The sequence below is a fragment of the Pararhizobium sp. DWP1-1-3 genome (genome assembly GCF_049896125.1).
Lineage (GTDB): Bacteria > Pseudomonadota > Alphaproteobacteria > Rhizobiales > Rhizobiaceae > Pararhizobium.
The window spans coordinates 170,670-188,580 of sequence record NZ_JAFCTR010000007.1; the positions used below are offsets into that span (position 1 = coordinate 170,670).

Consider the following 17,911-nt stretch of genomic DNA (forward strand, 5'->3'; position numbering starts at 1 on the left):
TATGATGGCTGGCACGATGTTTCCTCCTCTCGAAAGCGATCTTCTCCGTACCTTCGTCGCCGTCGCCGAAAGCGGCAATTTCACCAAGGCGGGTGAAACCGTCGGCCGGACGCAATCGGCCGTCAGCATGCAGATCAAAAAGCTCGAGGAGATCCTGGGCGAGAGCCTGTTCGAGCGCGGTTCACGCGGCGTCAACATGACCGGGCACGGCATACGGCTGCTGGACAACGCCCGCCGCATCGTCACGCTGCTGGACGACACCGCCGCATCGATCCGGCTTCCGGCTCTGGATGGCTCGGTCAGGATCGGCATCTCGGAGGAATATATCAACTCGACCCTACCGAAGGCGCTGGGTGCATTCGCCGCCGTTCATCCGGGCGTCGAAGTCACCGTGCAGCAGGGTGTCTCGATGTCCAACCTCGCAGCGCTCGATGCCGGCGAAATCGACATTGCGGTTGTTTTCGAGCCGGGCGGACCAACGCGCAACGAAGTGCTGATGGTCGATCCAACCGTCTGGGTGACATCCGACCAGCACGGTGCCCACACGAGGCAGCCTCTACCGATCGCCACCTATACCTACCTCAAAAATGGATGGTGCGATGAGCTGGCACTGCGCAGCCTGACGAAACGCGGCATCGATAGCCGGGTCGCCTATATCAGCCGCACCAGCAGCGGCCTGATCGCCGCAGTCACGTCAGGCCTTGCCATCGCCCCGCTCACTCGCTCAAGCATCCCCGCCGGCTGCCGCGAGCTCACCGCAGCGGATGGCTACGATGTCATCGATTTTTCGAATGTCGTGATGAAAACCAGGCCCCGCGGCAACAAACGGATCGTCGAAACCATGTCCAACGCCATCCGCGAGGCATTTCGGCCAGCGGCACAGGGATAGGTGTTTTCAGAAGGGGAAAAGTGCGATCCACACAACCGATGGACTTTTTACGATCCTGGGTGCCTACAAACGTAGGTGGGCGCCATGTGACCTAGCCCACGGGCCAGGTCAGGGACAGCTCCCTTTGGATCGAGTATGGCCCCAGGGATTGTGGTGTCCTGTCGGGAAGCGCAGACCGCAACTGGAATATAGAGTGCATTGACCGCTTGCGCCAGTGGCACGCGCTGAAACTGTCAAAATTCAATGAGACGAAGAAGCAGCCTTGCCGCTGAGCTTGGCGGCAATGTCGTGGATCTGCGATGTCACCTCTGAGAGCGCCGAAGCCAGGGCATCCTCATTCTTCTGCTGATCGGACAAGGTCGCGGCGCGGCCCTGTCTCAGACCATCGGCCTCTTCATGCAGGTTTTTCAGCTTGCGGTTCACTTCGCTGAGCTCGTCCATCACCATGATGCCGGCCATCACGGTCAGGCGCAGGTCGCCGATCTCGCCGAACTGGCTTTTCAGATGATTGACATACTGGTCGAAGTGGGTGGCCAGTTCGGTCAGGTGATCTTCCTGGCCCTCCTCGCATGCCATGCGATAGGCCTTGCCGTCGATCGTCACCGTTACTTGCGCCATACGTCACCTGACCCGCAGGCCGACCGCGCCTTAGCGGTCCAGCACTGCCCTTATCGTTTCCATGGCCGTCACCAGACGGCGCGAGACTTCGCGATTGACTTCCTCAAGGCGGTTTGCCCGGAATTGCGACTGGTCGAGTTCCTGGGCGAGCCGCGACCGGTCGGTGTTGACACGCCGCACTTCACCTTCGATCTCGCCGCGATCCCGCTCCCGGTCGAACCGTCCATCAATGGCATTTTCGAGGCTGCTTAATGCACTACGCAACTCGTCGATCGCCGCCTTGACTGTCTTTCCTGCCGCCATCACGCTTTCCTGATACGCGCCAGGCCGCGTCGAATCGCCGCCCGGAGCCTGTATTTCAAGCCAATCACACTAATAAACCCATTCGGCAAGTGTTCACAACGCCGACGGCCCGCACAGGCTGCGGAACCTGTGGATCACGATTTTTAAATCGATTAGCATGCCGCAGGCCCGCCCGTACCGATTAAGCGTAAACCACTCCAAAAAGCACCTTCCGGCATAGTCGGAAAGCCCGTATTTGTTGACTCCGTCGAAGCAGGTGCTATGTGTCAGCCGCTTCTCATACGGTCTTTGGAGGATAGAGACCGTCCCCTGTCCACCGAACTCAAGCGGAACAGACAATGATCTCTCGCGAAAATCACGACCGGATGGCAAATGCAATCCGATTCCTCTCCATGGATGCCGTTGAAAAGGCCAATTCCGGCCATCCCGGCTTGCCCATGGGTGCTGCCGATGTGGCAACGGTGCTATTCTCCCGTTACCTGAAATTCGATCCGAAGGCGCCGCTCTGGGCAGACCGCGATCGTTTCGTCCTGTCGGCCGGCCATGGCTCGATGCTGCTCTACTCGCTGCTCTATCTGACGGGCTACGAGGATATGACCATCGAGGACATCAAGCAGTTCCGCCAGCTGGGTTCCAAAACGGCCGGTCATCCGGAATACGGTCATGCCTCCGGCATCGAAACCACCACCGGCCCGCTCGGCCAGGGCATTGCCAATGCCGTCGGCATGGCGATTGCGGAGCGCAAGCTCGAAGAAGAGTTCGGCAGCGACCTGCAGAACCATCGCACCTATGTCCTGTGCGGCGATGGCTGCCTGATGGAGGGCATAAGCCACGAAGCCATTGCGCTGGCTGGCCACCTCAAGCTCAACAAGCTGGTGCTGTTCTGGGACGACAACAACATCACCATCGACGGCGCCGTCTCGCTGTCGGATTCGACCGACCAGATCGCCCGCTTCCAGGCCGTTCACTGGAACACGATCCGCGTTGACGGTCATGATCCGGATCAGATCGCGGCAGCCATCGAGGAAGCCCACAAGTCCGACCGCCCGACCTTCATCGCCTGCAAGACCGTCATCGGTTTCGGCGCGCCCAACAAGCAGGGCACCCATAAAGTCCACGGTTCGCCGCTCGGCGCCGAGGAAATTGCGGCAGCCCGCAAGGCGCTGAACTGGGAATCCGAAGCCTTCACCATCCCAGCAGACGTTCTCGACGCCTGGCGCACGGCCGGTGGCCGCTCGGCAGACGCGCGCAAGGCCTGGGAAGGCCGTCTGGCTTCGACCGAGGCCGGCAAGAAGTCCGAGTTCACCCGCCGTTTTGCCGGTGTGCTTCCGGGCAATCTCGATGCCGCCATCGACACCTACAAGAAAAAGCTGGCCGATGCTCCGCCGGCCATTGCCACGCGCAAGGCGTCGGAAGACGCGCTTGAAGTCATCAACGGCATCGTGCCGGAAATGCTGGGCGGCTCGGCCGACCTGACGCCGTCCAACAACACCAAGACCAGCCAGATGACGTCGATCACCCCGACCGATTTCTCCGGCCGCTACATGCACTGGGGCATCCGCGAACACGGCATGGCTGCCGCCATGAACGGCATCACGCTGCACGGCGGTCTGATCCCGTATTCCGGTGGCTTCATGATCTTCTCGGACTACTGCCGTCCGTCGATCCGCCTGGCTGCCCTGATGGGCATCCGCGTCATCCATGTCCTGACGCACGATTCGATCGGGGTCGGCGAAGATGGCCCGACGCACGAGCCTGTCGAACACATGGCAGCCCTTCGCGCCATTCCGAACCTCCTGATGTTCCGCCCGGCCGACGCGGTGGAAACCGCTGAATGCTGGCAGCAAGCCCTGAAGGAACAGCACCGTCCATCCGGCCTGGCGCTGACCCGCCAGAATCTGGCGCCGGCGCGCCTGACCTATTCGGCCGAAAACCTCTGCGCCAAGGGTGCCTATGAGCTAATCGCCGCTGAGAATGCCAAGGTCTCGATCTTCGCATCCGGCTCGGAAGTCGAACTGGCCGTCAAGGCTGCAGCCGAACTGAACGGCAAGGGCATTGCGACCCGCGTGGTTTCGGTTCCCTGCGTCGAACTGTTCCAGGAGCAGCCGGACGATTACCGCAAGGCCGTTATCGGTACAGCACCGGTCAAGATCGCCGCAGAAGCCGCAGTCCGCCAGGGCTGGGATTACTTCATCGGCAATGATGGAGATTTCGTCGGCATGCACTCGTTTGGCGCGTCCGGTCCGGCCAAGGACCTGTTCAAGCATTTCGGCATCACCTCGGACGCCATCGTCGCGGCTGCCGAAAAGAAGCTTGCCTGATTTTCCCCTTCGGAGCGCGTCAGAACGCGCTCCGTTTTCCACATCGACACCTTAGACAGGGAGAGACCTGAAATGACTGTAAAAGTTGCCATCAACGGCTTTGGCCGCATCGGCCGCAACGTCCTTCGCGCCATCGTCGAATCCGGCCGCACCGATATTGAAGTCGTTGCCATCAACGATCTCGGCCCTGTCGAGACCAATGCCCATCTGCTGCGTTACGATTCGATCCACGGCAAGTTCCCGGCCACGGTGCAGGTCGAAGGCGACACGATCATCGTTGCCGGCGGCAAGCCGATCAAGGTCACCGCGATCAAGGACCCGGCAACCCTGCCGCATGCCGCAATGGGCGTCGATATCGCTCTGGAATGCACCGGCATCTTCACATCGCGCGACAAGGCTGCCCTGCACCTTCAGGCCGGCGCCAAGCGTGTCATCGTTTCGGCGCCTGCCGACGGTGCCGATCTGACTGTCGTCTTCGGCGTCAACCACAGCGAACTGACCAAGGAACATCTGGTCATCTCCAACGCTTCCTGCACGACCAACTGCCTGGTTCCGGTCGTCAAGACCCTGGACGATGTCGTCGGCATCGATCATGGCTTCATGACGACGATCCATTCCTATACCGGCGACCAGCCGACGCTCGACACGATGCACAAGGATCTGTACCGCGCCCGCGCTGCAGCTTTGTCGATGATCCCGACCTCGACCGGCGCCGCCAAGGCCGTCGGCCTCGTGCTGCCGCACCTCAAGGGCAAGCTCGACGGCACCTCGATCCGCGTGCCGACCCCGAACGTTTCGGTCGTCGACTTCAAGTTCGTCGCCAAGCGCGACACGACGGTTGCCGAAATCAACGGCGCGATCAAGGCAGCCGCTGACGGCGCCCTCAAGGGCATCCTCGGCTACACCGACGAGCCGCTGGTGTCGCGCGACTTCAACCATGACAGCCATTCGTCGATCTTCGCCAACGACCAGACCAAGGTTCTGGAAGGCAAGTTCGTCCGTATCCTGTCCTGGTACGACAATGAATGGGGCTTCTCCAACCGCATGGCCGACACGGCCGTTGCGATGGCAAAGCTGATCTAGGATTCGAGTACTTGGAGGGGCACCCCCCTCTGTCACTACCGTGACATCTCCCCCTCAAGGGGGGAGATTGGCTGCAACACACCTGCCAACCTTACATGAAGCATTCGGGGCTTCGGTGATCTCCCCCCTTGAGGGGGAGATGTCCCGGAGGGACAGAGGGGGGTAGCCCGCCTCATACTCCGAACGCCGATCCGGAGACAATCCATGACTTTCAAGACCCTCGACGACCTTACCGATATCGCCGGCAAACGCGTGCTTGTGCGCGTCGATCTCAATGTGCCGGTCAAGGACGGCCAGGTGACGGATGCGACCCGCATCGAACGTATCATACCGACCATCCGCGAACTCTCCGAAAAGGGCGCCAAGGTTATCCTGCTTGCCCATTTCGGCCGTCCGAAGGGCGAACCGGTCGCCGACATGTCATTGTCGCTGATCGCGTCTGCCGTCGAGGACATTCTCGACCAGCGCGTTCAATTCGCTGCCGATTGCATCGGCGAAAAGGCAGCGGCTGCTGTTGCCGGCATGAACGACGGCGACGTCCTGCTGCTCGAAAATACCCGCTTCCACAAGGGCGAGGAAAAGAACGACGCCGCGTTCACCAAGGCGCTGGCCGCCAATGGCGACATCTATGTCAACGACGCCTTCTCTGCCGCCCACCGCGCCCATTCCTCGACCGAAGGCCTTGCCCGCCTGCTGCCCGCCTATGCCGGACGCACCATGCAGGCCGAGCTTGAGGCGCTGGAAAAGGGCCTCGGCAATCCGAAGCGCCCGGTCGTCGCCATCGTCGGCGGCGCCAAGGTCTCCACCAAGATCGACCTGTTGATGAACCTGGTGAAGAAGGTCGATGCGCTGGTGATCGGCGGCGGCATGGCCAATACCTTCATCGCCGCCCGCGGCACCAATGTCGGCAAGTCGCTGTGCGAGCATGACCTTGCCGACACCGCCAAGCAGATCATGATCGAAGCAGCGACGGCCGGTTGCGCCATCGTACTGCCGGTCGACGGCGTCATTGCCCGCGAGTTCAAGGCTGGTGCCGACAATGAAGTGGTCGATATCGAAGCGATCCCGGCCGACGCCATGGTGCTCGATGTCGGACCGAAGTCGATCGCTGCCGTCAACGAATGGGTGAGCAAGGCCGAAACGCTGGTCTGGAACGGCCCGCTCGGCGCGTTTGAAATCGCCCCGTTCGACAAGGCCACCGTCGCAGTGGCCAAACATGCGGCAAGCCGTACCAAGAGCGGCGCTCTCGTTTCGGTTGCCGGTGGCGGCGATACGGTTTCGGCAATGAACCATGCCGGCGTTGCCGATGACCTGACCTATGTCTCGACAGCCGGCGGCGCATTCCTCGAATGGATGGAAGGCAAGCCGTTGCCGGGCGTCGATGTTCTGCACCAGCAGAAGTAAATTGACCGCTTGAGCGAACGCCAATCACCCTTCCACCCCCCGGCCCTGTGCCGGGGGTTTTTCGTTGCGTCGCACCCACTTTTGGATGCAGTGCAAAAATAATCCCAATCTTTCAAACGATTAAATTTATTTTAATCGTTTTAAACAATTTAACTTCCGTTTTCCTTGCCGTATTCTTCTGCTATCCGCGATCCATCAGGACAATCAGGAGAACGCATATGAGCGAAAGACTGGAAGATATTGCAGCCGCCATGGTCGCCACCGGCAAGGGTCTGCTGGCAGCCGACGAATCCACCGCGACGATCGGCAAGCGCTTCGAGACGATCAGCCTGACATCGACGGAAACGTCCCGCCGCGATTACCGCGAGATGCTGTTTCGCGCCGACGACGCGATGAAGGCCTACATTTCCGGCGTCATCCTCTATGAGGAAACCCTGTTCCAGAAGGCAGCCGACGGCACACCGCTCGTCGATGTCATCCGCGCCGCCGGTGCCGTTCCCGGTATCAAGGTCGATACCGGCGCCAAGCCGATGGCAAAGTTTCCGGGAGAGACGATCACCGAAGGCCTCGATGGCCTCGCCGCCCGCCTGAAAACCTATTATGATGCCGGCGCCCGCTTCGCCAAATGGCGCGGCGTGATCTCGGTCTCCGATGTACTGCCGAGCTTCGGCGCCATCAAGGCCAATGCGCAGGCGCTGGCCCGCTACGCCGCGCTTTGCCAGGAAGCCGGCATCGTGCCGATCGTCGAGCCGGAAGTGCTGATGGACGGCGTACCCGGAACCCACTCGATCGAACGCTCGGAGGAAGTGACCGAACTGACATTGCGCATCGTGTTCGACGAACTGAACGATGCCCGCGTCAGCCTGGAAGGCATGATCCTCAAGCCAAGCATGGTCATCGACGGCAAGAAAGCGCGCAAAGCCTCGGTCGCCGAAGTCGCCGAACGTACGGTCAAGGTTCTGAAGCGCACCGTGCCGTCAGCCGTTCCGGGCATCGCCTTCCTTTCCGGTGGCCAGTCCACCGAGGAAGCGACCGCGCATCTCTCTGCTATGAAGGCCGGTTACGACCTACCCTGGGGCATGACATTCTCCTATGGCCGAGCGCTGCAGACCGAGGCACTGGCCGCTTGGAGCGGCAAGCCGGAAAACATCGCCGCCGGCCAGCGCGCCTTCAGCCATCGCGCCGAAATGTGCAGCCTTGCCGCCAAGGGCGGCTGGAAGAAAGACCTCGAAAAAGCCGCGTAACGTCACAGTTACTGAGGGGAGGAAGCCCGGTTCGCGCAAGCGGCCGGGCTTTTACTGTTGCGCAAAGCCATGATGCCCTTTCGATTGTCTGGGTGACAAAAATCGTGTTCGCATGATCTCCGCCTCGCGCTATCCCTGACACGCGGATCAGCCTGGCCAAGGGAAAACCATTATGAACAGCATTGCCTATGTCACCGTCGATGTCTTCACCAGCGAACGGTTTTCCGGCAATCAGCTGGCTGTCATCCCGGATGCCCGTGGTCTCACGGACGCGCAGATGCAGAACATCGCCGCCGAATTCCGCTATTCCGAAGTCACCTTCGTGCTGCCCCCGCAACATCCCGCCAACACGGCGCATGTGCGGATCTTCACGCCGACCATGGAAATTCCGTTTGCCGGGCATCCCAATGTCGGCACAGCCTTCGTTCTCGGCCGTCAGCCCGATGTTTTCGGCCGTCCAACAGGCGATGTGCTCCGGTTCGAGGAGAAAGCTGGAATTGTCGAGGCGGCATTGATACGCGAGGCCGATGGGCAAGTGACTGGCGCCGGTATTTTCGCGCCGCAGCGACTATCGCTTGGGCCACAGATCGACCGCGAAACCATCGCCCACTGCGCCTCGATCGAGGTAGCAGCGATTTCCCTTGCGGCCCACGCCCCGGTTATCGCCTCTGTCGGCCTGCCCTTTGCGGTGGCCGAACTGGCCGATCTCGAAACGCTTGGCAAGGCATGCCCAAACACCGCAGCCTTTGCCGAGGCCGGGCGGCGTTACTCGCCGGAAGACGATCAGTTTGCGCTGTTTCTCTACGTGCGTCAGGCGGAAAACCCGTGGCATCTGCGCGCCCGCATGTTTGCGCCGCTCGATAACGTCATCGAAGATCCGGCAACCGGCAGCGCCTCCGGTGCACTGGGCGCTTTACTGACCTCGCTGCTGCCGGAGAGCAACACCGTCGTAGAAATTACCATAGAGCAGGGCGTCGAGATGGGGCGCAGAAGCGTGATCGGCGTGACGGCAAGGAAATCCGGTGGAAAAATCAAAAGCATCCGCATCGCCGGAGAATGCGCCACCGTGATGAGCGGCACGATCCTTCTCTAGGCAACGTACCGGCAGTCCTTACGAGGTGACTTGCTGCATCGCCTTTTCGAGATCACTGCGATCGAAGGGCTTTTGCAGCACCCGCACCTGTTCAAATCCCTCCGCCAGCCCGGCAGCGCCATAGCCGCTGGCAAAGAGGAAGGCTATTCCGCGCTGACGCAGGATTTCGGCGATCGGAAAGGATTGCTTTCCGGCAAGGTTGATGTCGAGAACGGCAAAGTCGATATCCGCAGTCTGCGCCATTTGCAGCGCCGGCTCCAGCCGCATGGCAGGGCCGACCACATCGAAGCCGAGATCCGTCAGGTAATCTTCAACCAGCATGGCGACGAGGGCTTCATCCTCGACCAGAAGGACACGTTTTTTTGCCTGTCTATCCACCGGACACACTTTCCTCGATGGCTCTGAGTGTCGTGTCCAGCGTGAAGAAAAATCCCTCAGGGCCGTAATCGATCTGCGCCGTTCCTCCGAGTTCCATCGGCAGGACCCGCAGGATAAGGCGGGACCCGAAACCCTTGCGGTCGGATACGGGCGCGGACGGGCCACCGATCTCGCGCCAGGTGAGCATGAATGCACCGTCATCGCCTGTATTGTTCACCGACCATTCGATCGTCACAAACCCGGTCTCGTTCGACAGTGCTCCATATTTGACTGCGTTCGTCGCCAGTTCGTGAAGGGCAAGGGCCATCGACAGCGCTGCCCGCGGTCCAAGCCGGACATGCGGCCCTTTGATCCGGAAGCGATCCCGGGCAGGGCCGTCGAAGGCGTCAGTCGATGATGCCACGATGACGGAGAGATCAGCTCCATCCCAGTTTTCGTTGGTCAGGATATTATGCGCTGCCGACAAGGCGAGGATACGAGCGCTGATCGCGCCGCTTGCTTCTTCCATCGAATGCGAGCCGCGCAGGGTCTGCATGACGATCGATTGCACCGATGCAAGGGTGTTCTTGACCCGGTGATTGAGTTCGTTGACCAGCAGCCTTTGATGGTTCTCCGCCCGCACCCGCAAGGTCACATCCGATCCCTGCACGAAAATATTGGTCACCTTGCCATCGTCACTCTTGATCGGTTGATAGACGAAATCGAGATATCGCTCTTCGACCGCTTCGCCTGATCTTTGCAGCAGCACTCTTTCGGAAAAACGGCTGACCGCCTGTCCGGTTTCAAACACCGTATCCAGCAATTCGACAAAACCCTGACCTGCGATTTCCGGAAGCGCTTCACCAACTGTTTTTCCAAGGACGTCGCGTTCGCCAATCAGCTTGCGATATTCCGGATTGACCAGTTCGAACCGGTGCTCGGGGCCGTGAAGCATAGCCATGAAAGACGGGGCTTGCTCGAACAATTGCTGAAGCCGCTCATGCTCGGCGGCATTGCGCCGGTCGGCGAGAACGCGCTCCGTCGTCTCCACGACAATGGCGATGACACCGGCAGGCTTGCCGCTCTCGTCAAGCACCGGGGAGTAGTCCAGGTCCATCCAGACCTGTTCCGGTACGCCCTTGCGGTGCAGGGTAAGCTCCTGATCCCGGTAAGCAAGCTTTCCGCCGGCCAGTCCAACCTTCATGACATTATCGTTGAAATCGGCGACTTCTGGCCAACCTTCGCGCACATTCGAGCCGAGCAGGTCGGGGTGCCGTCCACCGGCAAAGATGGAATAGGCGTCGTTGTAGATCATCACGCCCTGCTCCCCCCAAAGCATGACGATGGGCACGGGAGATTGCAGCAGAAGCGCCGTCGCCGTCTTCAGACAGCCGGGCCAATCACGGGCAGGACCCAGAGGCGTCGATGCCCAATCACAGTCCCGGATGAGCCTGCCCAACGCGCCCCCATTTCCCAGAAACTCGAATTCGTCTTCATCGTTTCGAGCTTCAATCAGTCCAAGGCTCATGGCCAAGCCCTTTCACGCCAACCGCAAAGCAGGTTAAACTGTCAATCGTTTCACTAACGGACGGGATTTAACGCACAATTTTGAAACGGCAAGACTGGCGGCGGCGGGTTTGAAGCAAAGTTTCACGGCCGGATCAGCACCGTTATCATCATCACCGCGATAGCGAACACGGCAATCTTCCAGAAATCGCTGCGACGGCGCAGCCCGGGCAGGTTGAGCGGTTTCAACACCTGGATCAGCATCGCCAAAAGCAGAAGAACCGTTAACGCTTTCGACATTGTTTTCTCATTTGTTGCGAAGAGCTTAAGGACGCTTCCGGCCCGTCACGCGCGCGTCGCTTTTGCGCGCGATCTGGGTTAGAGCGTCTTTTGCATTCTCACTCAATGAAAAATTCCGGCTGGCAATTGCGCAGGCATGGCCTTAGTTTTGTCGGAGCCCGGAACCAGCGGATTTCACATGCGAAAAAACCTTCTTCCTGTCGCCGCACTCCTGCTCGGAACGCTGTTTCTGTTCCTTGGAAACGGCCTGCACAGCCTGCTTTTGCCGGTGCGCGGGACGACGGAAGGCTATTCGACCACATTGCTCGGTCTGCTCGGCACGTCCTGGGCCAGCGGCTTCGTCCTTGGCTGCCTGCTTGCCCCGACGATCGTCAAGCGCGCCGGGCATGTGCGCGCGTTCAGCGGCTTTGCCGCCCTTCTCGCCATCATCGCCCTGTTGACCGGCCTGCTGGTCGATCCGATCTGGTGGGTGGTGCTGCGCGCCTTTACCGGGTTTTCGACGGCCGGCACGTCGATGATCATCGAAAGCTGGCTGAACGAGCGCGCCACCAATGAAAGCCGCGGCGCCATCTTCTCGCTCTATATCGCCATCACGCTGATGGGCGTCGTCGGCGGCCAGTTGATGATCCCGTTCGGCGATACCGGAACGACGACATTCTTCATGATCTGCGGCATCGTCTATTGCCTGGCCATGCTGCCGACGCTGCTTTCGACAGCAGCCTCGCCGCAGCCGCTGAAACAGGTCAGCCTCGACCTGCGCGGCCTCTATCGCAATTCGCCGATCTCCTTCCTCGGCATCCTGCTGGTCGGCATTGCCAACGGTGCCTATGGTACGCTCGGCGCCGTGTTCGGCCGCCAGGTCGGCTTGACCGACAGCAATGTCGCGCTGATGATGAGTACGACGATCTTTGCCGGGGCGGTGATGCAGTTTCCCGCCGGCCGCCTCTCCGACATGATCGACCGCCGTTATGTTCTGGCAGCGCTCGCCGCCGTCGCCGCTGTCGCCGGCACGCTGATCTTCCTGATCGAGCCGACCCATGTGATCATGCTGATCACGCTTGTCGGCATTTATGGCGCCACCGCCAACGCGCTCTATCCGATCGCCGTATCGCACGCCAACGACTTTGCGACGCCCGAGGATTTCGTCAAGATTTCCGGCGGCCTGCTTCTGCTCTATGGCATCGGCACGATCATCGGACCGACCATCGGCGGCCCGATCATGACCGTCACCGGCCCCTACGGCCTGTTCATGATCACCGCTTGCGCCCATGTGCTGATCACCGCTTATGCGATCTTCCGCAGCCGCATGCGCGCCGCCGTACCGGCGTCCGAACGCGACGCCTACTCGACGATCAACCCGGGAACGCTGACGACGCCCGAGAGCCTGCAACTGTCGCCGCGCGCCGCGCCGTTCGACGAGGAGCCGGCTAGCGAAGAGCCGGAAAGGAAGCCGCAATGAGCCTGTTTGATGATGACCGCCCGAAGAAACAGCTGGCCCATGAGATCGGCTCCGACCTCGCATTGCTGTCGGCCGACGAGCTTTCCCTACGCATCGACCTGCTGAAACAGGAGATCGAGCGGCTGGAAGCAGAGCGGCAAAGAAAGTCGGCAAGCAAATCCGCCGCCGAGAGTTTCTTTCGTTAATAGCTTTGCATGTCGAAGGAACGTCATGACGGCTGGCCATTGAAACTATGGCAACATTTCGCCCTGATTCTGGCCGTCGAAACACATCATTAAGCATTATAATGTATTACTGAGGCATCCGGATCGCTCTGGACTCAGACATTTCACCATTGGCGAATGGTCTGATTTTTCTCCCTGTTTTACCTTGAGAGCCGCTTTTGCGGCTCTTTTTTTGTCTTTTTTTCCACAACTTGCAGAGAATTGTGGAGATTAACCCTTTCTTAAGAATAGGCTTGCGCGGAATGCGCTATGGGATCATGTTCAAGCTATCAAACGGGCGGCAGGAAACTTTTCGTTAACCCGTCCGTTACCTGACCAAGTCGATGCGTTTAACCAGGGAATCAAACCATGTCCGAACGGGGATTGAATACTGTGAGCTTCGCGGGGCATGCTGCATCTTCGGCGCAGTTCAAGGTGCTGTACGCTGAAGGCATGGGCCTGGTTGAAGAAACGGCAAGCTATCTCGACGGCCCCGGCCGCACCGCATCCAAGGTGCTGCCGCGCATGGCGTCGGTGCTCTATGCAGCCGAATCGATGCGCCTCACCACCCGCCTGATGCAGATGGCGTCCTGGCTTCTGCTGCAGCGCGCCGTCAACAATGGCGAGATGAACCGCGAACAGGTCCTGTCGGAAAAGAACAAGGTTCGGCTCGACAGCTTCAATGTCGATCGCACCGCACCGGGCTGGAACGACCTGCCGGAAGGCTTTCGCGATCTGATCGACCGCTCGTTGCGCCTGCAAAACCGCGTCGCCCTGCTCGACCGCGAAATCTACCGCCCGCAGGAAGCCCAGAACTTCCTTCCGGACAACCAGAACGGCGTCAAGGCACAGCTCAACCTGTTGCAGACCGCCTTCGGTACCAACTGATCTCCAAGCCTACAGGCAACAGGACTTACTAACCCGGCCAATGAGCCGGGTTTTTTGTTCCTCTGGCGTTCCTTTAGGGACTACTGCTCGCCCGCAGCTTTCAGACGAAGGACCAATTTCCGGCCACGACGAGCTGCCGTGAGAGCTGCCCCAATGGCAACGATCCACAGCGCCACCATCAGCACCTGATTGTGACCGTTCCACATCGGTTCCAGAATAGAGATGGCAGCCGCCGCCGTGATCGCCGCCATACGGTGCTGCTTGGCCATCGGGCCTGAGAAGTCGCTTGGCTGCCCGGTGGCACGGCCGAGTTCGCGGACATAGGCTGTGAGGACGGCAAAGGCACCGGCGGCCCAGCCGAGGCCCGGCATGCCGATGCCGTAGCCGACACCGGCAAAGATCAGGAGATCGGCGACCCGATCCGGAAACTCGTTCCAGAACGGCCCATCCGGCGCCCCCTTGCCTCCTTCGACGGCCACCATGCCGTCGAACAGGTTGCAGAGCAGCCGAAGCTGGCAAAACAGGATAGCCGAGAGCAGGCAGAGTATCCGCAAGCCGCCTGTGCTCTGCCCGGCCAGCACGAATGCGCCACCGGCCAGCGCTGCCGCCACCATGCTGGCTTGAGAGATCTGGTTGGGCGTAATCGCCCGTGCTGCCAGCCACCGGGCGATGGTTCCGGCCCATCGGGTGTTGCGGCTTGCCAGCGGCCGCCGGTCGCCTGTCTCCGTCATGATCCCGCACCTCTTCTTCTGGAAATCGAATAATTGTAGATCGCCGCATAGCTGGTCGAGACCAGCAATGGCACCGCGATGGTTTTGGCGATTTCGGGCGTGCCGATCAGTGCATGCAACGCGGTCAGCAGGCTTGCCGAGCCCAGGCATGCGATCAAAGGCGGCGCCCAAAATCTCGTGACGCCTCTAAAACGTCTGGACAGAACGTCAATCACGGATTTTAGGAACAGCGTCAGGCAGGCCGACAGCGCCCCCTGCAGAAGCCCCGAATAGAGCGGTTGCGGCATGGCATGACCGCGATTGGCAAAGGAAGCCCAGCCGCCCATCGCCAGAAAGGCGAACAGGACATGCACCGTGCCGCTGCCTGCCAATCGCCTCAACGTTGCCGTCACGACAGCGACCACCAGTAGCGCACGATGTGGAAGAAGATCGGCGCCGAAAAGACGACGGAATCCAGCCGGTCGATTAGCCCGCCATGGCCTTCGATCAGGTTACCCCAGTCCTTGACACCGCGATCGCGCTTGACCGCCGACATCACCAGCCCGCCGAAGAACCCCATGATGGTAATGATGAAGGCAAGGACGCCTGCCTGGAACGGCGTAAACGGCGTGATCCACCACAGCGATGCGCCGATCAGCGTGGCGCTGATGACGCCGCCGGCAAAGCCCTCAACCGTCTTCGACGGTGACAGGTTCGGAGCGATCTTGGTACGCCCGAACAGCTTGCCCCAGACATATTGCAGCACATCGCTCAACTGCACGACGATCACCAGAAAGGCGATCAGAAGCACGCTGCGTCCCTCGTAACCGGGTATGGTGAGCGTCAGCAGCGCCGGCACATGCGAGGCGCAGAAAACGCAGATCATCAGCGCCCATTGCACCTCTGCAATACGAATGAGGAACCGCTCGGTATCGCCCCTCAGCACGGAAATGATCGGCATCAACAGGAAGGCATAGACCGGAATGAAGATCGCGAAGATGCCGTATTCCTCAGCCCACAGCAGATAGTACTGGATCGGCAAGACGATGAAGAAGGCCGAGGCCAGCGCCCAGTGATCGGCGCGCCGGGTGTTGATCAGGGTGACGAACTCGCGCAGGGCGGCAAAGGAGCAGAAGGCGAAGAGAACGAGGACGCCGACCCGGCCGGCGATAAAGGCGATGCCGATCAGGATGACCATCACCCACCACGCCTTGATGCGGGCATTGAGGTTGTCCACCGCGGCATTCGGTCCGGTGGCGGCGAAGCGCCGCTGTAGCACGTAGCCGATTGCCGAGGCAAGGATCAGGACTCCGAAAATACCCAAAACCAGGGTCAGGAGGTCGGAGCTTGCCGTATTCATTCGCCGCTTCCCAATGGTTTTGGAGCCAAGGCCAGAAGTGCTGCCTGCGTCCGCTCAAGAAAGGCGTCCTTGCCCTCGTTTGGCGCGATGCGAAGGGCGTCGCCGAAGGTGACGGTGCAGATCAGCGGGATCGGCACGATCTCGCCCTTCGGCATGACGCGGTTGAGATTGTTGATCCACACAGGCACGAGATCGACGTCCGGCCGCGACGAGACCAGATGAAAGAGCCCACTCTTGAAAGGGAGCAGCCGCGCATCCGTCTGATTGCGCGTCCCCTCGGGAAACAGGATCAACGACGAGCCTTCGTCGATCGCCGCAGTCATCAGCGCGATCGGATCCTGCGTGCGGTTTTCCCGTTCGCGCTCGATCAGCACCGCGTTGAAGACATCGCGGCCGATGAAGGTGCTGACCTTCGATTTCAGCCAGTATTCGGCACCGGCCACCGGCCGCGCCAGCTTGCGCAGTCTCGGCGGCAGCACCGCCCAGACCAGAACGAAATCGCCATGGCTGGAATGATTGGCAAAATAGACGCAAGGGCGCGACGGCAGTCCATGCTCCGGCCAGATGGCGCGAACTGCGGTGATCGCGCGGGCAAACAGAACGAAGGCCGCCGCAGCGAACTCCGCAATCATGATCTTCATACTTATCCCACCCCCGTCAGCTTCGTGACGCTGATGAGAACTCTAGCGGCGGTTGCGCCGTGAGGGAAGCCGCCATTGAAGCATCCGGTGCAAAGCCGGCGTTTAACCGGTGCGTATCGTTACGCCGGCGGCATTCTGTCGAATTTAGGTAGATCCGGATCAAGGTGGTCCCAGGCATAGCCGCGCACATGGTAAGTCACCGCTTGCGGTTTGTACCTGCTGGGATCGTCAAGGCTGGCAGCGTGCACCGTGAACAGATCCGGCATTGCCACGAAGGTCAGATAAACCGGCGATCCGCATGTGGGACAAAAGGCGTGACGCTTGATGCCGCCGCTATCGCCAGCGACTTCCCACTCTTTCGCCTCCCCCTCAAGCTTCACGTCCTTGCGGCCGGCGAATGTCATATAGGAGCCATGTCCGCCGCCGCTCCTATGCTGGCAATCCCGGCACTGGCACTCGTTCATGAAAATCGGTTCTGCGGAGATTTCATAACGGATCACGCCGCAGGCACATCCACCCTTGAAAGCCATGCTCATCTCTCTTCTCCTCAAGATGCGGTTGAAAGCAAATAGTGCCCGCGCACGGGCTCGCCCGCGACGTACGCGGGTAGACCGGAACCTCAGTTGGCAGCAGCGTTATGATTTCAGTGACGACGCGAGCGGAGGCCGGCCGGCTTCAGCAAGCAGGTCCGCACGGGGTATCGTCAATGCAGGGACTTCGTCCCCTCCTGTTCGGCCGCCACCGCATCGAGGTTCCGGACAACCTTTTTCCAGCCATTGCTCATGTTCTGGTAGGCCGTATCATTCCTCGGCAGTACAAAACCGGAATGAACAAGCCGGATGCGCGTCCCTCCCTCAGCCTTGGTCAGCACCCAGGTAACGACAGTATCGAGCGGCGAGCCATAACCGGAATTGCCCGCGTGCCCGCCTTTCCAGGCATAGGCCAGGCGTTGATTGGGAATGACCTGCAGCACTTGGCAATGGATAACCCCGTCCCATTCACCTGACGGTGTCGTCGTGAAGGTAAAATGCGTTCCCTCGACCGCCTCAAACCCCGCCGGGGCCATCATCCACCGGGCAATCAGATCGCCCCATGTCAACGCTTTCCAGATCGTCTCGGGCGCATGCGGGAATACCTCTTCAAGCACGATGTCCTGCGTATCGGATTTCAATGCGGCACCGGTCATGAATCGATCTCCTTGAGCAGGGTTCTGAGATTGGCAAAGCGGTCGCGCCAGAAGGCACCATAATGGCCCATCCAGTCGGCCAGCGGCTCAAGACCTTCCGGCCGGGCGCGATAATAGACATTGCGGCCTTCCGGCCGCTCCACGACCAGACCCGCCTGCTTCAGCGACTTGAGGTGCTGCGAGATGGCGCCTTGCGTCACCCCGCTGCCGCGCGTCAGCTCGACCACGGATATTTCGTCTGAACCGGCGACACGCTCGAACACGGCCCGGCGCGTCGGGTCGGCAAGTGTTCGCAGGACAGTGGCAATATCGGTCGCTTCAATCATGACATTTCAAGTAGTATTCG

21 protein-coding genes and 1 other RNA gene are annotated in these 17,911 nt (G+C 60.3%); 9 read left to right on the forward strand and 13 right to left on the reverse strand.

From position 1 onward, the window contains the following. Window positions 1-4: 4 nt before the first annotated feature. A complete protein-coding gene (locus ACP7BS_RS16440; protein ID WP_426238953.1) occupies window positions 5-889 on the forward strand; it encodes a LysR family transcriptional regulator in 885 nt (294 codons plus the stop codon). Between the two features lie 20 nt (window positions 890-909). Here ACP7BS_RS16440 and ssrS read toward each other — a convergent pair. The 3 genes from ssrS to ACP7BS_RS16455 form a co-directional block, all read right to left on the reverse strand. After that, window positions 910-1,069: non-coding RNA, 6S RNA (gene ssrS / locus ACP7BS_RS16445), on the reverse strand. Between the two features lie 60 nt (window positions 1,070-1,129). Next, window positions 1,130-1,507: a cell division protein ZapA gene (locus ACP7BS_RS16450; RefSeq protein ID WP_426238954.1), complete on the reverse strand. Its 378-nt coding sequence runs from the start codon at window positions 1,505-1,507 to the stop codon at window positions 1,130-1,132. Window positions 1,508-1,537: 30 nt separating this feature from the next. Beyond that, entirely contained in the window at window positions 1,538-1,810 is a 273-nt protein-coding gene (locus ACP7BS_RS16455; RefSeq protein ID WP_113317131.1) for a DUF4164 domain-containing protein, read from the reverse strand. 338 nt (window positions 1,811-2,148) lie between these two features. Here ACP7BS_RS16455 and tkt point away from each other — a divergent pair, with 338 nt between their 5' ends. The 5 genes from tkt to ACP7BS_RS16480 all read left to right on the forward strand — a co-directional run bounded on the left by tkt (window position 2,149) and on the right by ACP7BS_RS16480 (window position 8,955). Continuing rightward, on the forward strand, window positions 2,149-4,131 hold the full coding sequence (gene tkt / locus ACP7BS_RS16460; protein ID WP_426238955.1) for a transketolase: 1,983 nt from the start codon (window positions 2,149-2,151) through the stop codon (window positions 4,129-4,131). A 72-nt stretch (window positions 4,132-4,203) separates the two neighbouring features. Further along, on the forward strand, window positions 4,204-5,214 hold the full coding sequence (gene gap, locus ACP7BS_RS16465) for a type I glyceraldehyde-3-phosphate dehydrogenase (RefSeq protein ID WP_426238956.1): 1,011 nt from the start codon (window positions 4,204-4,206) through the stop codon (window positions 5,212-5,214). Window positions 5,215-5,418: 204 nt separating this feature from the next. After that, window positions 5,419-6,618 (forward strand): phosphoglycerate kinase, encoded by a 1,200-nt coding sequence (locus ACP7BS_RS16470; protein ID WP_426238957.1) that lies wholly within the window; start codon window positions 5,419-5,421, stop codon window positions 6,616-6,618. 218 nt (window positions 6,619-6,836) lie between these two features. Continuing rightward, entirely contained in the window at window positions 6,837-7,862 is a 1,026-nt protein-coding gene (locus ACP7BS_RS16475) for a class I fructose-bisphosphate aldolase (RefSeq protein ID WP_426238958.1), read from the forward strand. Between the two features lie 172 nt (window positions 7,863-8,034). After that, a complete protein-coding gene (locus tag ACP7BS_RS16480) occupies window positions 8,035-8,955 on the forward strand; it encodes a PhzF family phenazine biosynthesis protein (RefSeq protein WP_426238959.1) in 921 nt (306 codons plus the stop codon). 18 nt (window positions 8,956-8,973) lie between these two features. Here the strand turns inward: ACP7BS_RS16480 and ACP7BS_RS16485 are convergent, their stop codons facing one another. The 3 genes from ACP7BS_RS16485 to ACP7BS_RS16495 all read right to left on the reverse strand — a co-directional run bounded on the left by ACP7BS_RS16485 (window position 8,974) and on the right by ACP7BS_RS16495 (window position 11,118). Then, window positions 8,974-9,333 carry a response regulator gene (locus ACP7BS_RS16485; protein WP_426229674.1) on the reverse strand — a complete coding sequence of 120 codons (360 nt, stop codon included), beginning with the start codon at window positions 9,331-9,333 and terminating at the stop codon, window positions 8,974-8,976. Beyond that, window positions 9,326-10,840, reverse strand: a complete 1,515-nt coding sequence (locus tag ACP7BS_RS16490; protein ID WP_426238960.1) for a sensor histidine kinase — start codon at window positions 10,838-10,840, stop codon at window positions 9,326-9,328. Before ACP7BS_RS16490 ends, ACP7BS_RS16485 begins: the two co-directional genes overlap by 8 nt. Before the next feature lie 122 nt (window positions 10,841-10,962). After that, complete coding sequence (locus ACP7BS_RS16495; RefSeq protein ID WP_426229676.1) at window positions 10,963-11,118, reverse strand: hypothetical protein; 156 nt, start codon at window positions 11,116-11,118, stop codon at window positions 10,963-10,965. A 178-nt stretch (window positions 11,119-11,296) separates the two neighbouring features. Here ACP7BS_RS16495 and ACP7BS_RS16500 point away from each other — a divergent pair, with 178 nt between their 5' ends. The 3 genes from ACP7BS_RS16500 to ACP7BS_RS16510 all read left to right on the forward strand — a co-directional run bounded on the left by ACP7BS_RS16500 (window position 11,297) and on the right by ACP7BS_RS16510 (window position 13,668). Further along, entirely contained in the window at window positions 11,297-12,577 is a 1,281-nt protein-coding gene (locus ACP7BS_RS16500) for an MFS transporter (RefSeq protein ID WP_426229677.1), read from the forward strand. Then, a complete protein-coding gene (locus tag ACP7BS_RS16505) occupies window positions 12,574-12,762 on the forward strand; it encodes a DUF1192 domain-containing protein (RefSeq protein WP_426238961.1) in 189 nt (62 codons plus the stop codon). The genes ACP7BS_RS16500 and ACP7BS_RS16505 overlap by 4 nt, the downstream gene beginning before the upstream one ends. Window positions 12,763-13,149: 387 nt before the next feature. Next, window positions 13,150-13,668 (forward strand): DUF1465 family protein, encoded by a 519-nt coding sequence (locus tag ACP7BS_RS16510; RefSeq protein WP_037099944.1) that lies wholly within the window; start codon window positions 13,150-13,152, stop codon window positions 13,666-13,668. Window positions 13,669-13,748: 80 nt separating this feature from the next. Here ACP7BS_RS16510 and ACP7BS_RS16515 read toward each other — a convergent pair whose 3' ends face one another. The 7 genes from ACP7BS_RS16515 to ACP7BS_RS16545 all read right to left on the reverse strand — a co-directional run bounded on the left by ACP7BS_RS16515 (window position 13,749) and on the right by ACP7BS_RS16545 (window position 17,891). Next, window positions 13,749-14,399 carry a CDP-alcohol phosphatidyltransferase family protein gene (locus tag ACP7BS_RS16515; RefSeq protein ID WP_426238962.1) on the reverse strand — a complete coding sequence of 217 codons (651 nt, stop codon included), beginning with the start codon at window positions 14,397-14,399 and terminating at the stop codon, window positions 13,749-13,751. Next, window positions 14,396-14,791 (reverse strand): hypothetical protein, encoded by a 396-nt coding sequence (locus ACP7BS_RS16520; protein ID WP_426238963.1) that lies wholly within the window; start codon window positions 14,789-14,791, stop codon window positions 14,396-14,398. Before ACP7BS_RS16520 ends, ACP7BS_RS16515 begins: the two co-directional genes overlap by 4 nt. Further along, complete coding sequence (locus ACP7BS_RS16525; protein ID WP_426238964.1) at window positions 14,788-15,738, reverse strand: phosphatidate cytidylyltransferase; 951 nt, start codon at window positions 15,736-15,738, stop codon at window positions 14,788-14,790. The genes ACP7BS_RS16520 and ACP7BS_RS16525 overlap by 4 nt, the downstream gene beginning before the upstream one ends. Continuing rightward, a complete protein-coding gene (locus tag ACP7BS_RS16530) occupies window positions 15,735-16,379 on the reverse strand; it encodes a lysophospholipid acyltransferase family protein (RefSeq protein ID WP_426238965.1) in 645 nt (214 codons plus the stop codon). The genes ACP7BS_RS16525 and ACP7BS_RS16530 overlap by 4 nt, the downstream gene beginning before the upstream one ends. A 119-nt stretch (window positions 16,380-16,498) precedes the next feature. After that, complete coding sequence (locus tag ACP7BS_RS16535) at window positions 16,499-16,915, reverse strand: GFA family protein (protein ID WP_426238966.1); 417 nt, start codon at window positions 16,913-16,915, stop codon at window positions 16,499-16,501. Window positions 16,916-17,082: 167 nt separating this feature from the next. Then, complete coding sequence (locus ACP7BS_RS16540) at window positions 17,083-17,565, reverse strand: SRPBCC family protein (protein WP_426238967.1); 483 nt, start codon at window positions 17,563-17,565, stop codon at window positions 17,083-17,085. Further along, complete coding sequence (locus ACP7BS_RS16545) at window positions 17,562-17,891, reverse strand: ArsR/SmtB family transcription factor (RefSeq protein ID WP_426238968.1); 330 nt, start codon at window positions 17,889-17,891, stop codon at window positions 17,562-17,564. The genes ACP7BS_RS16540 and ACP7BS_RS16545 overlap by 4 nt, the downstream gene beginning before the upstream one ends. Between the last annotated feature and the right edge of the window lie 20 nt (window positions 17,892-17,911).

Bases quoted from the DNA above. Each gene is read 5' to 3' on its own strand.
- ACP7BS_RS16440 (WP_426238953.1), top strand. From the start codon at position 5: ATGGCTGGCACGATGTTTCCTCCTCTCGAAAGCGATCTTCTCCGTACC.
- ACP7BS_RS16450 (WP_426238954.1), bottom strand. From the start codon at position 1,507: ATGGCGCAAGTAACGGTGACGATCGACGGCAAGGCCTATCGCATGGCA.
- ACP7BS_RS16455 (WP_113317131.1), bottom strand. From the start codon at position 1,810: ATGGCGGCAGGAAAGACAGTCAAGGCGGCGATCGACGAGTTGCGTAGT.
- tkt (WP_426238955.1), top strand. From the start codon at position 2,149: ATGATCTCTCGCGAAAATCACGACCGGATGGCAAATGCAATCCGATTC.
- gap (WP_426238956.1), top strand. From the start codon at position 4,204: ATGACTGTAAAAGTTGCCATCAACGGCTTTGGCCGCATCGGCCGCAAC.
- ACP7BS_RS16470 (WP_426238957.1), top strand. From the start codon at position 5,419: ATGACTTTCAAGACCCTCGACGACCTTACCGATATCGCCGGCAAACGC.
- ACP7BS_RS16475 (WP_426238958.1), top strand. From the start codon at position 6,837: ATGAGCGAAAGACTGGAAGATATTGCAGCCGCCATGGTCGCCACCGGC.
- ACP7BS_RS16480 (WP_426238959.1), top strand. From the start codon at position 8,035: ATGAACAGCATTGCCTATGTCACCGTCGATGTCTTCACCAGCGAACGG.
- ACP7BS_RS16490 (WP_426238960.1), bottom strand. From the start codon at position 10,840: ATGAGCCTTGGACTGATTGAAGCTCGAAACGATGAAGACGAATTCGAG.
- ACP7BS_RS16495 (WP_426229676.1), bottom strand. From the start codon at position 11,118: ATGTCGAAAGCGTTAACGGTTCTTCTGCTTTTGGCGATGCTGATCCAG.
- ACP7BS_RS16500 (WP_426229677.1), top strand. From the start codon at position 11,297: ATGCGAAAAAACCTTCTTCCTGTCGCCGCACTCCTGCTCGGAACGCTG.
- ACP7BS_RS16505 (WP_426238961.1), top strand. From the start codon at position 12,574: ATGAGCCTGTTTGATGATGACCGCCCGAAGAAACAGCTGGCCCATGAG.
- ACP7BS_RS16510 (WP_037099944.1), top strand. From the start codon at position 13,150: ATGTCCGAACGGGGATTGAATACTGTGAGCTTCGCGGGGCATGCTGCA.
- ACP7BS_RS16515 (WP_426238962.1), bottom strand. From the start codon at position 14,399: ATGACGGAGACAGGCGACCGGCGGCCGCTGGCAAGCCGCAACACCCGA.
- ACP7BS_RS16525 (WP_426238964.1), bottom strand. From the start codon at position 15,738: ATGAATACGGCAAGCTCCGACCTCCTGACCCTGGTTTTGGGTATTTTC.
- ACP7BS_RS16530 (WP_426238965.1), bottom strand. From the start codon at position 16,379: ATGAAGATCATGATTGCGGAGTTCGCTGCGGCGGCCTTCGTTCTGTTT.
- ACP7BS_RS16535 (WP_426238966.1), bottom strand. From the start codon at position 16,915: ATGAGCATGGCTTTCAAGGGTGGATGTGCCTGCGGCGTGATCCGTTAT.
- ACP7BS_RS16540 (WP_426238967.1), bottom strand. From the start codon at position 17,565: ATGACCGGTGCCGCATTGAAATCCGATACGCAGGACATCGTGCTTGAA.
- ACP7BS_RS16545 (WP_426238968.1), bottom strand. From the start codon at position 17,891: ATGATTGAAGCGACCGATATTGCCACTGTCCTGCGAACACTTGCCGAC.